Origin of the sequence: Dictyobacter vulcani (genome assembly GCF_008974265.1) — a bacterium.
Classification (GTDB): Bacteria; Chloroflexota; Ktedonobacteria; order Ktedonobacterales; family Ktedonobacteraceae; genus Dictyobacter; species Dictyobacter vulcani.
In genome coordinates this window covers 3398123-3413753 of the sequence record NZ_BKZW01000001.1, presented here as the reverse complement: position 1 = coordinate 3413753, position 15631 = coordinate 3398123, and the positions used below count along the sequence as shown (strand labels likewise).

14 protein-coding genes are annotated in these 15631 nt (G+C 49.7%); 5 read left to right on the top strand and 9 right to left on the bottom strand.

Annotation, left to right across the window (positions count from 1 at the left end; all coding sequences use genetic code 11):
* The first annotated feature begins 145 nt into the window (after positions 1 to 145).
* The 3 genes from KDW_RS14410 to KDW_RS14400 are packed head-to-tail and all read left to right on the top strand — an operon-like array spanning position 146 to position 3264.
* Positions 146 to 1588, top strand: coding sequence for a MurT ligase domain-containing protein (locus KDW_RS14410; protein WP_162005232.1), 1443 nt, complete (start codon positions 146 to 148; stop codon positions 1586 to 1588).
* A 7-nt stretch (positions 1589 to 1595) separates the two neighbouring features.
* Positions 1596 to 2399 (top strand): type 1 glutamine amidotransferase, encoded by an 804-nt coding sequence (locus tag KDW_RS14405; protein WP_198925265.1) that lies wholly within the window; start codon positions 1596 to 1598, stop codon positions 2397 to 2399.
* A 37-nt stretch (positions 2400 to 2436) separates the two neighbouring features.
* On the top strand, positions 2437 to 3264 hold the full coding sequence (locus KDW_RS14400) for a phosphodiester glycosidase family protein (protein ID WP_151756599.1): 828 nt from the start codon (positions 2437 to 2439) through the stop codon (positions 3262 to 3264).
* A gap of 144 nt (positions 3265 to 3408) precedes the next feature.
* Here the strand turns inward: KDW_RS14400 and KDW_RS14395 are convergent, their stop codons facing one another.
* The 9 genes from KDW_RS14395 to KDW_RS14355 all read right to left on the bottom strand — a co-directional run bounded on the left by KDW_RS14395 (position 3409) and on the right by KDW_RS14355 (position 12064).
* Positions 3409 to 4290, bottom strand: a complete 882-nt coding sequence (locus tag KDW_RS14395) for an amino acid ABC transporter permease (protein WP_151756598.1) — start codon at positions 4288 to 4290, stop codon at positions 3409 to 3411.
* 55 nt (positions 4291 to 4345) lie between these two features.
* Entirely contained in the window at positions 4346 to 5017 is a 672-nt protein-coding gene (locus tag KDW_RS14390) for an amino acid ABC transporter permease (RefSeq protein ID WP_151756597.1), read from the bottom strand.
* Positions 5018 to 5032: 15 nt separating this feature from the next.
* A complete protein-coding gene (locus KDW_RS14385) occupies positions 5033 to 5959 on the bottom strand; it encodes an ABC transporter substrate-binding protein (protein ID WP_151756596.1) in 927 nt (308 codons plus the stop codon).
* Between the two features lie 75 nt (positions 5960 to 6034).
* Positions 6035 to 6775 (bottom strand): amino acid ABC transporter ATP-binding protein, encoded by a 741-nt coding sequence (locus tag KDW_RS14380; RefSeq protein ID WP_162005361.1) that lies wholly within the window; start codon positions 6773 to 6775, stop codon positions 6035 to 6037.
* 436 nt (positions 6776 to 7211) lie between these two features.
* Positions 7212 to 7538 (bottom strand): flagellar biosynthesis anti-sigma factor FlgM, encoded by a 327-nt coding sequence (locus KDW_RS14375; protein ID WP_151756594.1) that lies wholly within the window; start codon positions 7536 to 7538, stop codon positions 7212 to 7214.
* 341 nt (positions 7539 to 7879) lie between these two features.
* The gene (gene murJ, locus KDW_RS14370) at positions 7880 to 9289 is read right to left on the bottom strand and encodes a murein biosynthesis integral membrane protein MurJ (RefSeq protein WP_269822474.1); all 1410 of its coding nucleotides are present in this window, start codon (positions 9287 to 9289) and stop codon (positions 7880 to 7882) included.
* 402 nt (positions 9290 to 9691) lie between these two features.
* Complete coding sequence (locus KDW_RS14365) at positions 9692 to 9883, bottom strand: hypothetical protein (protein ID WP_151756592.1); 192 nt, start codon at positions 9881 to 9883, stop codon at positions 9692 to 9694.
* Positions 9884 to 10114: 231 nt separating this feature from the next.
* A complete protein-coding gene (locus tag KDW_RS14360) occupies positions 10115 to 10312 on the bottom strand; it encodes a KGG domain-containing protein (RefSeq protein WP_126551677.1) in 198 nt (65 codons plus the stop codon).
* A gap of 336 nt (positions 10313 to 10648) precedes the next feature.
* Complete coding sequence (locus KDW_RS14355; RefSeq protein ID WP_162005230.1) at positions 10649 to 12064, bottom strand: sensor histidine kinase; 1416 nt, start codon at positions 12062 to 12064, stop codon at positions 10649 to 10651.
* 191 nt (positions 12065 to 12255) lie between these two features.
* Between KDW_RS14355 and KDW_RS14350 the strand changes: the two genes are divergently transcribed.
* Complete coding sequence (locus KDW_RS14350) at positions 12256 to 13578, top strand: hypothetical protein (RefSeq protein WP_151756590.1); 1323 nt, start codon at positions 12256 to 12258, stop codon at positions 13576 to 13578.
* Between the two features lie 650 nt (positions 13579 to 14228).
* A complete protein-coding gene (locus KDW_RS14345; protein ID WP_151756589.1) occupies positions 14229 to 15626 on the top strand; it encodes a serine/threonine protein kinase in 1398 nt (465 codons plus the stop codon).
* The last annotated feature ends 5 nt before the right edge of the window (positions 15627 to 15631 follow it).

Below are 15631 nucleotides of genomic sequence, written 5' to 3'. Positions count from 1 at the left end.
ATTGTGAACGCCGCTCAAGCGCGGCTGGTTTCACTCACACAATGGCATGGACATTGCGCTCACTTTCATTTTGACGCGGCGTGATCCAGCGGGACAACTCCCATCGGTACGCCTTACAGCATTTTTAGTCAGGGTATGGGTTTCTATGCAAACAGATAATTCAAACAATGACAGCACAACGCCATCTGGATTACGCAAAGCACGTCTAGCATTCGCGATATCCGCCGGCAAACTGGCTGGTGCCTCCGGGCGTTTATTTCATATTGGTGGCGGCACCAGTTTACCTGGTATGATTGCACGCCGCATTGATCCCAATGTGCTGAAATCAGTGGTCGGTGGCAGCAAAGCCAAGAAAATTGTGATCACCGGTAGTAATGGTAAAACCACTACAGCACGTATGACCGCCGCCATTGCCGATGCGGCCGGACGCAGCGTTTCGCAGAACCGCACAGGCTCGAACCTGCTTCAGGGTATCACCTCGGTAGCGGTGAACTTCTCGGACTTCTTTGGACGCATGGAGAGCGATGTCTTACTCTTTGAGATCGACGAAGCCACGATTCCATTGGCTGTTCCAGAGATCCAACCTGATGTCGTTGTAATCACGAATATTTTCCGTGACCAGTTGGATCGCTACGGTGAATTGTATGCAGTAGCCCGGGCCCTGGATGAGATGCTTGAGAGCCTACCAGAGACCGCGACAATCCTGCTCAACGGCAATGATCCACAGGTCGCCAACTTTGGTCGCAACGCCAAAGCCAAACGCATCTTCTTTGGACTTGAGACCAAAGACATCGGAACGCCTGTCCCCGAGCAGTCGGCCGACATTATCCGTTGTATCCACTGTAACAGCGACTTCACCTATGAAGTAGCGTATCTCTCACACCTGGGCCTGTATCGCTGTCCTGAGTGCGGCTACACCCTTCCTGACCTGGATCTGGCCGTTACCGGAGCTACCCTGGCTGAGAACGGTGAGGGACCCAGCAAGATCACACTGCGCACCCCTGAAGGGGAGATGAACCTGGAGATCCCACTACCCGGCATCCACAACATCTATAATGCCGTCGCCGCGATCGGTGCCGCCATGGCTGCTGGTTTCCCATTGGATAGCGTCCAGACCGCCCTGAGCAATATCCGCACCGCCTTCGGCCGTATGGAAAAAATTCAGGCTGGCGACAAGACCATCTATCTGTCATTTGTAAAAAATCCTACCTCATTCAACCTGATGTTGCGCCTGATCGCCCAGCATCCAGGCAAAAAGCATCTCTTGCTAGCCATGAGCCATACCGTAGTAGACGGACAGGACTTCGCCTGGCTCTGGGATGTAGAATTTGAAGATCTCGTGTCCGATATTCTGGATGCAGTCTGTAGCGGCAACAAGACCGAAGAACTGGCAATGCGCCTGAAGTATGCCGAAGTTTCTACGGACAAGATCTCACTGATCGAAGATCGTGAAGCGGCCCTGGATGCCGCGCTCAAACAGGTTGAGCCTGGCGGTACGCTGTATATCATGAGTGGTTATACTCCAACCCAGGAGTTACGTCGAATTATGCAGAAGCGCGGCTGGGTCAAGCACTTCTGGGAGGAATAAGAAGCACATGAGCGAGAATAAAACAGATACAGGGATGGTTATTAAAATCGGGCATCTTTATCCTACCCTGATGAGCGTGGCCGCTGACCGTGGTAATCTTTTTTCGATTGAGCGCCGCTGTAAATGGCGCGGTATCGCTACCGAGGTGGAGCCAATCTTTGTCAAGCAGACACCTGATTTCACCAAGTACGATTTGATCCTGTTCCATGGTGGCGCGGATCGCGAGATGGAGATCGCTTCCAGGGATATTCAGCATAAAGCTTCGTCATTACGCGAGGCCGCTGAATCGAACACGGTCTTTCTAAGCGTGTGTGCCGGTTACCAGTTGCTTGGTCACTATTACAAGCCATTCAATGGTCCTGAACTGAAGGGCGTCGGACTCTTCGACATGTATACTGAAGGTGGATCTACACGTTTCATGACCCATATGGCCCTCGAGTGCAAATTTGAGGAGACCGGGACCAAGATTCTGGTGGGCTATGAAAACCATAGTGGACGTACCTACCTGGGCCCCAAAGCACAGCCTCTGGGAAAAGTTCTGGCTGGCTGGGGTAACAATGGCAAAGATGGCGTCGAAGGCGCACGCTACAAGAATGCCTTTGGCACCTATACCCATGGACCCGTGCTGCCAAAGAATCCCTGGTTGACAGACTTACTGATCCAGCGTTCACTTGAGCACCGCTATGGTAAAGTAAAATTGTTACCATTGGATGATAGTACTGAGAACGCGGCCCACGCCGCTGCCTTAAAGCTGGCAATGGAGTTCAAGGGTACTATGTCAGCCATTGAGGCCACATCCTGGAAACGCTAGTTTTTTGCATCTAGCATAGCAAGGAAAAAAAATCGTTATGCCAGCAAAACATGTCCTTAAGTTGACACTCCTTATCGCACTCCTGGTCTGTTCATTGCTGGCCTGCGATGTGGTACCGAGCATTACCTATCACGGTACACCCGTAACTGCTCCCTCCAAGGCTGGTGGGTCTGATACCCTCGATACCTGGACACAAACCCAGCCTGGCGTGGAGTTACGACGGGAACATTGGAAAAGCGCGGGTGGGAACGAAGATACGGTGACGATCACGCGCTTTGATACCAAAAAGGTTCACCTGAGTATTGGTTATCAACCTGATCAACCACTCCAGTTGAAGGACTGGATGAAGCAGAGCAACGCTATTGCCATCATCAATGGCGGTTACTTTGATCAGCAGAATCGTGCAACCGCCCTGCTCATCTCAGATGGCCAGGCCCATGGGAGTTCCTATCAGGATTGCTGTGGCATGCTAGCGGCAGATAGCGCAGGCAATGTTACCATCCAATCCTTACATGATCAGCCGTATGATCCAGGTACGCAACAACTCCAGCAAGCCACCCAGAGCCGACCGATGCTGATTATGGCTGGAAAACGCACCCAGTTCCAGGAGACCGCTGCCGCCAGTCCACGGAGTGTCGTTGCCATGGATAACCAGGGCCGACTGCTCTTCATCGTCAGTCCAGCCCAGGCCTTCTCCGTAGACGAACTGGCCGACCTGCTTGAGCAATCGGACCTCTCACTCAAGACCGCCCTTAATCTGGATGGAGGTACCTCAACTGGACTCTACCTGCGCTCCGGCAGTCAACAGGTCAGCCTTGATTCCGTCAACCCGCTACCAATAGTAATCATGATCAAACAATCGTAGCGGCAGTCCTCGTGACTGCAAACAACCCATGTAAAACCAGATGCCCCGAACACGAACTCAACATTCTCGTGTCCGGGGCATCTCTTGTTAGATCAAACATGTGGACGTAGTTTCGGCCCTTACGGCCGATTACTCCCCTCCACATTAATCGCGGTTAACGATCATCCGTCGTTCCAGGGTACGCGCAAACAGGGAGAGAGGATAGCACATAGCCAGGTAGAGGAGCGCTCCCAGGATGAAGACGAACATCTTGTTGTTTGGATTGGTCTGCGGCAATGCCAGTCCAGTAGTGATATATTCCAGTTCTACAACCGCAATCACGGCCAGGAAAGCACTGTCCTGAATCAGGGTAATGAAATTGTTTGTCAGCGGCGGAATAGTGGTCCGTATCGCCTGTGGCAGGACAATGTGCCGCATGGTCTGACGTGAGTCCAATCCCAGGCTTAGAGCGGCCTCTGTCTGCCCTTTCTCAACCGAGAGGATACCGGTCCGAAAGACTTCGGTCAGATAGGCTCCGTAGTTGAAGCTTAAACCAAGGATGCCATAGAAGTAGCTATTAAAAGCATCTGGCACCAGGCTGTTGCTCTGTAAGACGGTCATGCCTTGAAAGGCCAATGAATATGGATCAAAGCCAAGATTGGAAAGGACGATGCGCACACCAAAATACCACAGGAAGAGTTGGACCAGCAGAGGCGTCCCACGAATAACCTCTACATAGACCAATGAGAGCCAGTGGAAGACCCGGAAACGCGAGAGACTGCTCATAGCTCCCAACAAGCCAAACACGCTGGCCAGGATCGCGCTTAAGACCGACATTACCAGGGTCACAAGGGTACCACCCAACAGACTGGGCAGGTAGATGATGGCCAGGTCGCGATAGGTATAGAGATAATAGATAAAGGCACCCACCGCAACCAGCAACAGCAGAAAATACAGGTAGTCCGCTCCGACGACACGATTGCGCGGCCAGAGATTGCGTCTGCGGATAGATGACTTATCGCGCTGCTGCAGGGAGTCTGAAATCATCGCTCCATTCCTTCCTTGTTATAACATCAATGTGCTTTTTTTCAGTCTCAATTTGCTAGAGGGCCGCCCGTAAACGACGCTCCAGGCGCTTTGCCACATACGAGACCGGTAAGCTCATTAACAGATAGAGTACGATCGCCAGGAGAAAGAAAGGCATAGGATTGCTGGCATTCTTTCTCACAAAGAAGTTTAAAACCGATGTCAGTTCCGTGCCTGCGATCACGCTAATCACAGCCGAATCTTTGAGTAGATAAATAAAATCATTGACAAAGGGTGGAATCATCAACGGAATCGCCTGTGGCAACTGGATGCGAAAAAAGTTCTGACTGGGTGTGAGCCCCAGTGAAAGGGCAGCTTCTTCCTGCCCTTTCTCCACCGATTGGAAACCAGCTCGATAAATCTCTGCCTCATAGGCGGCATAGTTCAAGGCCAGCGTTCCAATACCTGCAGTCCAGTTGTTGATCCATAACGCCCAGGATGGGTGAAGGCTGGCCAGGAGCGCTCCCAGGCCATAGTACACAATGAAGATCTGGGCTACGATCGGCGTACCACGCACAACTTCAATAAAAATGCGGGCCGGATTACGTAGCCAGATGAAACGCGAGTCATCCATCAGTGCCAGCAACAAGCCCAGGATCAAGGCCAGCGGAAATGCTGCCAGACAATAAAAGATCGTATTACGCGCCCCCACCAGAAAATCCGGCAGGACAGGCCAGATTACATCCATAGCGTTACTCCCAGACTACTTGATACCAATCTCAGGTTGCTGGTCGGTCCAGAGTCCCCAGCGCTGATAAATAGCTTTCAACATGCCGTTGTTTTTCAATGCGGCCAGCGCCTGATCGATCTCTTTCTGTAAGGTAGCGGCATTGCTGTTATTTTTATTAAAAGCAATCACATAATCGCTGGCGTCAAACGTTTTACCGATCAACTTTAATTGCTTGTTGAGCTCACCACCAGGTCCATCACCCAGGACATAGTAGGTCACGGTCGAGTAATCGATCAGGACCGCGTCGATACGGCCGAGGGCCAGATCATTGAAAGGCAGATCAGGATCATAGGATTTCAGCTTGATGTTTTTATCAGCTGCCAATATTTCTTCGGCCTTGAAGCCTGCACCGGTACCAACAGTCATCCCGGCCAGATCTTTCAGGGACAATGTATCTTTAGTTGTCTTGCTGGCAAAACGATTATCATTGGCGCGCACAACAATCTGTTGTCCATTGCGATAGTAGGGCTGTGAGAAAATCTCGGTCTTCTTACGATCTTCGGTGATTTCCCAACCATTGAGGATCGCATCAAAGGCATTGGCTTGTAAAGACTGGTCCAACTGCGCGTAATCAGTCTCAACCTGCTTCTGATTAATGTTCATCAAACCGGCAATTGCGGTCGCAATCTCTAGTTCGAAGCCAACCAATTTACTGCTTTTGGGATCACGATACACATAGGGCGCTCCATTATCTGAGGTAGATCCCCACTGGAACATGCCTGGAATTTTTAAACCAGTACTGGCAATTTTTGCGCTCGTCTTGCCAGTCGAGGAAGGTGTGGTAGGAACGTTGCCACCGCAGGCCGCCAGGAGGGATTCAAGCGCGCTACCGGTTACAGCCAGGGCTCCGATTTGTCCTGCTCGCTGCAAAAATACACGCCTGTTTACATCATGAGCCATTCTTGTGCCTTTCTTATGAACATGCTAAAAAGAGTAAAGTGAAATGATGAAAAAATAGTGCGAATTGAACTTATCTTATGGTAATACGGAAAGCACGCGCTCCAGGAAGTGCTGGGTGCGTTTCTCTTTCGGGTGTCGGAACAATTCATCTGGATCGCCTTCTTCGACGATTGATCCATCCGACATAAATACCACACGATCAGAGACATCGCGAGCAAATTGCATTTCATGGGTTACAACCACCATGGTACTGCCTTCATAAGCGAGATCTTTCATGACCTTAAGAACTTCGCCTACGAGCTCGGGATCCAGAGCTGAGGTCGGCTCATCAAAGAGGAGGGCGCGCGGCTGCATCGCCAGGGCACGCGCAATTGCGACACGTTGCTTTTGACCACCCGAAAGACGGCTGGGATACACATCCCGCTTCTCTAACAACCCTACTTTGGCCAGCAAACTTTCACCCAGAGCTACTGCTTGCTCTTTGGAAAGCTTACGTACCAGCAGCGGTGCTTCGATAACGTTCTGCAGGACCGTCATGTGAGGAAAAAGATGAAAGTTCTGAAACACCATGCCCAGCTCGCGCCGAATGGGACTGAGCTGTTTGACAGAGAGATTGGGGTTTAAACGCTCGCCATGAATATAAATATCGCCGCTATCGGCCTTTTCCAGAGCATTCAAACAGCGAATTAACGTACTTTTGCCAGAACCACTGGGGCCAATCAGGGCCACCACTTCTCGCCTTCTGACCTCGAAATGAATGTCTTTGAGGACATGTTTATCGCCGAAATATTTGTTGAGGTTCTCGGTACGGATAATAATGTCACCTTCTACCGGGGCGAGATCTTGCGGTGACACATTTCCATTAATCGGCACTTGCTCGGATTCGAGGTTCATGCGTCTATTCTCCTGAGGCGTGAGTCCTTGATTCAATTCAGTACGTATCCTCTTTTCTCAAAATAGCAAAACAAACGCCTCGCAATCTCAGGCGCTTTATGGTGATCGGGAAGGTTATCATTTATCGGCTGGTTGCCTATAAAATCTTTTTCCCACTATGAATTACGAATATTGTTGGCTTTTGATAACAACCAGACAAAATTCCACACAAAATTTGTGTATACCACCAATAAAATATTACATGCAAACAAATCAATGCATCAAAGGCAGAAAAAAATCCAGATCTCGTGTGAAGGCAGAAAGTCTGTACGAGGAGATCTGGAATCCTGAATGCCGGGCACCGCATAGACGGTGTAGTTTATACGGAGTTCTGATCATCATAGTTCAAGGTATCTGCTACTTCCAGGTTTATCAGAGCCATAGCCCCGGGAGCTGCCTGCACGCATTGCGCCAGAAAGGTGGCATCTATCTGATATGTACCTGCTTCTATCTCAGCTTTGAGGCGCTCTACGCGAGCGATACGGGCTTCCCCATCGGTGCGTGCCATCATACGTGCCTTTAAATAGGCAATACGCTCTGCCTGCTCAGGTAACAATGTATCGGCAGATGTTTTTTTTGCAGGATAGCGGGTACGCGTTGGAGTTGTAGATGCTAAGACATCCACATAACGTCTTTGTACATTCATAACTGGTGGCCTCCACCTACTTCGTTTTATTATATCACATCATCATCCCTGTCCCCACAAGATCTAGTGTGCCGCAAGACGAGAGCAGGACCGGGGTTTCCCATTTTCCCAATCCACCCCTGACTACGCTCCAAGCCATTCCATTGCCCATCTTCCAACCCACCCCGTCCTCTCTCGACTTACATAAAGAGCATAACTCAGTTCTGTCCACATCAGTAGAGATATTTGTCACTGAATAAGCGGTCAAAAGGTCCCAAAATGAAAAACAGGCGAGCGCTACATTGAACTCTCGCCTGGTATCTTTGGGGCATTCGCTAAGAAATTTGCCTGATACCTACTTATCATTCATGATTTGAGGAAAGCTGGATTGGTAATTGCTTGCGCGCTTTCTGGTAACGCCGCCGCTGCTCCAGGCGCTTCATGCCTTCGTCTCGCTTAATATAGCGACGCAACCGGAAGAGCAACAGAAATGCCATTACGATAGATTCAGATCCAGCAGAAATAGCCAGGGCCAGTGGCACCACCAGAATTGCCTCGGTACCGTGAATAAACTGGAACAGGAAATAGAGCATTCCCCAGCGTACAACCAGAGCATAGGTGTTGGTCGCAAAAGGCGTCCAGGCATCCTTGAGAGCAAAAAAGCCACCGGATAACAGGTTGCCAGCCGCCAATCCTGGTAAGGCACAGGCGTAACCCAGCAGGGCTAAATTGGTAACGTCAGAGGCATGGGCATCAAAGGCACCATGTTCAAAGAGGAGATGAATGGTTGGCTTTCCGAACAAAGCCAGCAACAGCGCCGCCGGGATGGTCAGGGCCATGGAAACACCGATGACTTTCAAGGCCATCTGGCGCATACGTACATACCGTCCCGCCACCGCCTGAGCGGCCAGGTGGGGAAGCAAGGATTGACCAACCGCTTGTCCAATCAAAGCCACGGGCAGCGCCTGCAACATCTCAGCATTATGTAGAGCCGCCAGGCTGGCGCTATCAGGTAGATACGAGGTAAAGTGGGTATCCACAATATTACCTATATACGCCACACTGATCGCCAACGCGTTCGGTAACAAGAGAATCAAGACCTGACGTAGACCCGGATGCCGGAAATCCCAGACAAAAGAGTAGCGCACGTTCTGCTTAAACAAGCCGGGCAGTTGTACCACTAACTGCAACAGCACAGCAACCAGGGTTCCATACGTCGGACCATAGATCCCAACACCAGGTACCCATTTGGCCACGAGCAAACCACCAATCAAGCCAACATTATAAACGGCCAGCGAGACCGCTGGCAATAAAAACTGGCGGCGACTATTCAGGATTGCGGTGATCACGGTTCCCAGGCCCAGGATGAGTGGTTGAAATAGCATGATACGGGTCAAGGTTGTGGTGAGATCGCGTTCGGCTGGCGTGTAGCCAGGAATCAGGATCGTATTCACAAAGGTGGGCGCAATAAATTCACCCAGCAGCAACACGACGGTCATCGAGACCAGCACCAGATTAAAGACCAGACTGGTTAAACGCCACGCCTCACGCTCACCCTTTTCTTTTTCATAAGCCAGAAACACCGGGATAAAAGCATGGATCAGCGCCCCGCCTGCAATCAAGTTGTAGAGTGTATCGGGCAAGCGCGCGGCGGCATAATACGCATTCGCGTCTGCACCCACACCGAAGAAGGAATTAAAGATAACCTGACGCACTACCCCCAGTACACGGGAAGTCATGAGCGCAAGCATGAGGAGAAACGCGCCCTCCATCACACTGAAACGACGCAGCGAAAGGCCACCATTCAGGCGAAAGTTGCTCAGATTAAAGCGGAACGTCCGTCCACCCCATACAAAACGGCGCCTGGGGGCAGGTTTATCAGGAATACGGGGAACTGCATCGTGTTGTGGCTCTACATTGGCAATTGCCGATGATGATGTATCAACCGTGTTATGTGGTTCGTACGAGATAAGAATCCCTCCTCTCGACGTAGCGAAGAACAGCTACCGCTCTAACGTCGTCGATGTTACCAGTCTGGTCTCTATGCCTGCAAGGCAAATCCTAAAAAAAGGGGAATGCCACGAGGCTGGCCCCAATAGTGCGAAAGTGCATGTAAGATAAATAACGGCTTTATCTTAACACACTTACGCCTTTGTGGGTACTAAACGTACTGGCTACGAACTTTTGGGGCGCGGCTTATAAATATTGATGCCCATTTTAACCTCCTCACGCCCGGGTACTGCAATGTTTCCTTCGGTGCTCGCAATCGTAATGGATTTGCCACTGGATGATGGACCATACTCTTTCTCCAGGTCCACTTCAATAATCAGTTTGCTACCTTCAATCTTTAACTCAATGTTTTTCATACAACCTCCTCCATATGTTTGCAATTCGTTGGCTTTCTACTAATGAATATACCTGAGCAGAAAAGAAAACACGAAAAAAAAACAGGATGCTGGCCCATATGAGCTAAGTAATTACTTACTCATGGACACCAGACATCCCGGAAAGCAGGCTATTTTTTATTGCGTTTATCTAAAAATAGAGGAAAGGCCAGGGTTATATCTCAGCCTTTCCTCTATTTTATAAGATAACTTCTACGCCTGAACATTGTACTTTGAACGTCGGCGACTAATTGATCCACCTTTACGCCCCGCCGCCTGCGCCTCTTCACTTGTCCATTTGTGTGCAGTACCCAGTGCATGGGCAGCTTTTCCACCTTTGCTGGCTATCTCACGTTTCTTCTCTGGACTCATCGAAGCAAATCCGCGGCCACGCCCTTTTTGTGTTTGCATTATCTTTCTCCTCCTAAGTGTGTGTGACGTTACACCCTTAACTTAAGTGTATGAGATTTTACACCCTTAACTTCTTCAGGACGTAAGAGTACAGGACAACCCCCGGACTCTCCTCCCTGCACATGCGTTTTCCCTGGTACTCGTTTCGAGGTTAAGTAGGATTTCCTCAACCTACTATTAACAACACGACTCATCTGGTAGTTTTGATACACATGAGACGACCAATTTTTTTTGGGCCGCCATTTTTGATGCCCTCTATTTTCAGTATTTATTATTATGTGGCGCTTCTCAAGCTCAAAAAAAAGCTTAGTGCCTTGTGATAGGTGCGTCAAAAACTCATGTGTGAAATACGGCAAATCTCTGAGTGTTGATCTGATCTGGAGATGAATTTGCCATGGCAATTGGGAGGGTCAGCGTAATACTGGTACCTTGCCCTTCTTTACTTTTGAGGATAATGGAACCATGCATGGCCTCAACAAGTTTACGGACAATGTAGAGTCCTAAGCCAAGTCCTGCAATCTGTCTGGTCGCGGGCTGCTCAAGACGCTGAAATGGCTTAAAAACCAGCGCTTGCTGCCATTGAGGAATTCCGATACCATGGTCGCGAATGGTAATAGAAATCAACGAGGCGTCTTCCTGTGCGCGAGCAGGTACATTATCTTCTGATGGTAATAGTCGGCCAATGGTGCATGGATATGTACGGTAGGCCAGAATTTCTATCAGGCCACCATCTGGCGAATATTTGATGGCATTTTCCAACAGATTTTCGAGAATCTGGCGCACTCGATGTTCATCAGCCCAGACAAGTGGGAGTTTCATCTCATCAGGACAGCGAATAGTAAAGCGTCCCGCAACTTGTTGGTCTACACGATCCTGCATCTGCCGCGCGACACGCTGGCAAAGTGCCAGGAGATCCAAAGCGGTTGGACGCAAGGTAAGTTGTCGTGCCTGTAAACGTGAAAGATCTAACAGGTCTGCAACCAACACTTCCATGTGTTGCACCTGCTCCATCACGGTCTTTAAATAGCTCCGCTGAGACTCCATCGTTAACTGCTGTGCATACCACTCGTCTTCTCCAGTACAGCCATACACCTGGAGCAATCCAACATACCCTTTGATGATGCTTAATGGAAGCCGCAGGTCGTGGCTGATCATTGAGAAAAAAACATTCTGTTCAGATAGGATTGGCTCTTGTTCAACTGACATGCTGTTCGATCGTATGAGTGACGTTGCCTGATCGTCGCTATCATTTTTTCCATAAGAATGATCAGCTTGCACGTGAGGATGGAGCCTGCTGGCATGCTGCATGCATATATATTCCAGCACCTGCTCTACTTGCAGAGCCAGGGTCGCCAGTTGTTGAGAGAGGAGGCGATATTCGCCCGGCCCAAAACCGCTAGCACAGGTCGTGGTACAGATGACCAGGCCCACAATGCCACGTGGACACCATAAAGGCGCGATAAGCCTGATAGGCGATTGGGGAGATGGATGTGGTGCCTCCATAAAGGACCTGACGGTACCGGTCTGGATGGCAATATCACAGATGGCTCGCATGCGCTCGTCTGCCAGCACAAAAGCTGTTGCAGATGAGCAATTATTGTCCGTGTCCTCAGCTAAGGATGCTGATACCTGCTCTAAAAGAGGATGACGATACAGCGGCTCATAACAGGCTAAGAGAATACTGACATCATCACAACATAACAGATCACGCATATGCTGCGCTATAGCACTCAAAAGCCACGTATCTGACATGCTCTCCATCTTGCCTGCCACCCCCTTGCTAGAATTCACCTTCAGTATATAGATGAAACCAAGAAGCAACCAGTTTTATAGCCATAAACAGTAGGTGGATGACGGTACAATAAAGCAACAGCTATTACTCACTACCAGCATAAGAGAGGGCCAGGCGAATGTCTGAGAGAGATGATAAAAGGGCACAGCCTATGACTCAGCCAGCAAGCGAAAGCAGCACAGAAGGCTTTCTATACCTCGAAAGAGAAACAGATCGAGAGTTGCAGGAGCCAGATTTAGCCAGGATTGAAATCAATCCGACGATCCCACTTTCAACCAGTGCCCACGAACTGCCAGGCACGGTTGAACATCTTACGGCCCGCCAGACGTTTCATGCGTTAAATATACATACGCCGGAAATGAAACAGCACCTGAGTGCTTTGCGTACCGAAGTCACCCGCATCCTCACCAACCTGCGTTGGGAAAACCAATCCGTCGAAGAAACTGTACAACATCTGCTACCATTCCTTAATATTGGTCCCATCCAACAATGGAAAGATGTTTTGATTCCCTTTCTCTATGAGATTGATCGCGGCGGAACCCTGATTCCGATCTGGTTACAGATCATTGAACAGGGTGATCCATCCGCTCTCTCTATCGATGCCAATCCAGGAGAAACAGAGCAGGGACGGGCCAGACGCTATGCGATCTTGATGCTGGGTAATTATCGGACAATGGGGATCGCAGACAAGACTGGATCCCAGGCCCACTTTATCAGTCGCCGGGATGATGACAGGCTGTTCTCGACTGATCTGGCTCAATATCTGGGTGCTCTGGCCACCGATCCTCATGTCTCGCTATATGCCACCCAGGCATTGATCAAACATACCACGGCCGCATCGATGCAAGCTCTGGTCGGAGCCTTGCCAGAGGCCCATGGCTGGGCAAAAGTAGATGTGGTCGAAGGTTGTCTGGAATTCCAGCAAGAGCGTTTCCACGATCTACTCCTGGCCAGGGGGCTAGAGCACGTCTCCGGTTTAGAAAGCTATGTGGCACTTCCAATTTATAAACAGGTGCCACTGGAACGCTATCTGGGAGATAGAAAAGCTGATCCGCGTCTGAAGGCGAATGCTGCCTTGATTTTTCAGTCTGTGCTGCAGGATAGTGCCAGGATTCCCCTGAATACAGCCACAGACACACCTGAAAGTTTGCCGGTGATCTTCTCACGCAACTTTCCCACGCTGGCTCAGGCTCTCCTGGACAGTGCCATGGCTGAGCCAACCTGGCAGAATACGGTTGCATTGCATCAGCTTGGCCTTTTTATGGGTCAGTATTGGAGCGCCATAAACAAAGGATACATCAAAGATCCGCGTATCATCACACCAGTCTACCAGGTACTCCCCCTCATGAATGAGATCGAGCGCTGGATGAATGGTCCAGGACGCGCCAGTCTGCAGCAAGCTCTGGCCAATCCTAACGAAGAACAACACATATACGCACTCAGAGACATTCTCACACAACTAGAGAGTGTCTGAGGCCCATGCCTTCCACAATCTCTCCGTGATGTGCTTTCTTGTCTTCAATACTCAGAGTGTGCCTGAAAATTCTTTCCATGGGACACGTTGTGGCTAAACTTTCGTGCCTACAGCTCTCAATAATTTTATGGCTAAACTTTCGCGCCCACAGCTCTCAATAATTTTATGGCTAGACTTTCGCGCCCACAGCTCTCAATAATTATGCTGTGGTGGAAATTCGTGCGCGATGCGCACGAATTTCCACCACAGCATAAAGAATTCTGGGCACTTTAGTGCCCGAGTGCGCCCAGGAGATCTCGCCTCACTGACAGTAAATCTCAAACAGCCTCATTTTATATAGAACAACATATATTTGTTGTTTCATAGATTTATACACCCAGAAAGACATAAAATAGCACTATTGTCTCATTCAGGTCTAAAACATTTATGGCTCTCCTGTATACTGAATAATAGGGAAGAGTATGATTTAATGGTTGAGAGTACCTATTGTTTTAGCACCATACCTTTTTGATACCGCAGATATGCTATCAGCAGAGTGAGAGGTCCAGAGCAAATATTCTTTCACTGAGCGGCTTTAAAGGATTCTGCACTATCTTTCTTTCTGTATTTACGATACTCTCACCTTCTTAAAATCAAGAGGAAATTTTGAGATGAATATGTTGGTGGGGAAACATCTCGGTGGGTATCGCCTGCAGCGACTTGTCGAGAGTGGTGGTATGGGTGATATCTACTTGGCCCAACATACACGTATTGGCAGAAGAGTCGCGATCAAAGTCGTCTGTGGAGACTTACGCGCAGTCCCAAATACACCTGAAGGTAAGCAGGCTGCACAACGCTTTGAACGCGAAGCACGTGCTGTTGCCGAATTGGAACATGAACATATTTTGCCTCTCTATCATTTTGGAGAGGAAAACCTGGAAACCAGCGTCGGACCGATTACCTATCTGGTGATGCCTTATATCTCAGAGGGATCGCTCTGGAACTGGCTACAGCAACGAACCCAACAATTTGGCTTTGGCTGGCCTATCTCAGCAGAGGAGGCTGGTTATTATCTGTTACAGGCGGCTTCTGCCCTACAATATGCACACGATCATGGTATTATTCATCGTGATATTAAACCGACAAATTTTTTAATTCGTGTTGAGCGCGGTCCTTTAAAGAGTGATCAATATCCTTATCTTGCAAATATTTTCCCTCATGGCAGGCCACATCTTTTACTGGCAGATTTTGGTTTAGCTTCATTTTATCGGGCCGGTCGTTCTTTGCATCGTTCGGTGGGAACCCCACTCTATATGGCGCCCGAACAATTTGATGATCCTTCCCTGGCGACTTCGGTACATGTGGGTCCTTCGGCCGACCAATATGCGCTGGCCGTGATGATGTATCAATTGATGACGGGACGGGCAGTCTTTGAGGGGACCGCAGCACAGCTTTTGCACCATCATCATCATACCGCACCAGAGCCACCCAGCATCTGCAATCCGAGTATTCCCAGGGAACTGGATGAGGTTTTCTTACGCGCACTGGCAAAAAAACCGGAGCAGCGCTATCCGAGTATTCTAGAGTTTGCGCAAACCTATGATGCGGCACTGCAAACAGCGTTACGCCAGCGACAAGCCAATCTGGCGGCAGGTCGCCCTGCCACGATCCAGCGTGACAATCCACGGGAGACCAGGACGTTCGCGGCTCAGAAACCACGCGATGCAACAATGCTGGCGATACCACAACAGGATAATGGGAGGCAACCAGATCAACAGACTGCCAGGGAGCCACAAAGGGCTGGCGTTCAGGTCGCGCTGATGGAACAACCCCAGATAGCTCAACACAAACCAGTGCCGATCTCGCCAACAGTTCGAGGAAGGGCGATTACAGACCATCCGGCCTTGTTCTCAGCCATCCCAACCTTTACCGGGCTACAGAAGACCATGCCGCTACGCTTTGTACGCTTATCTCCCATTCTGGCATTTATGCTACTGGGTCTGGTGTTCTTACTGCTGGTCGCGATAGGCATTTTGATCGCGGTACTCATAATACTCCATGGACGTTAAGTAAC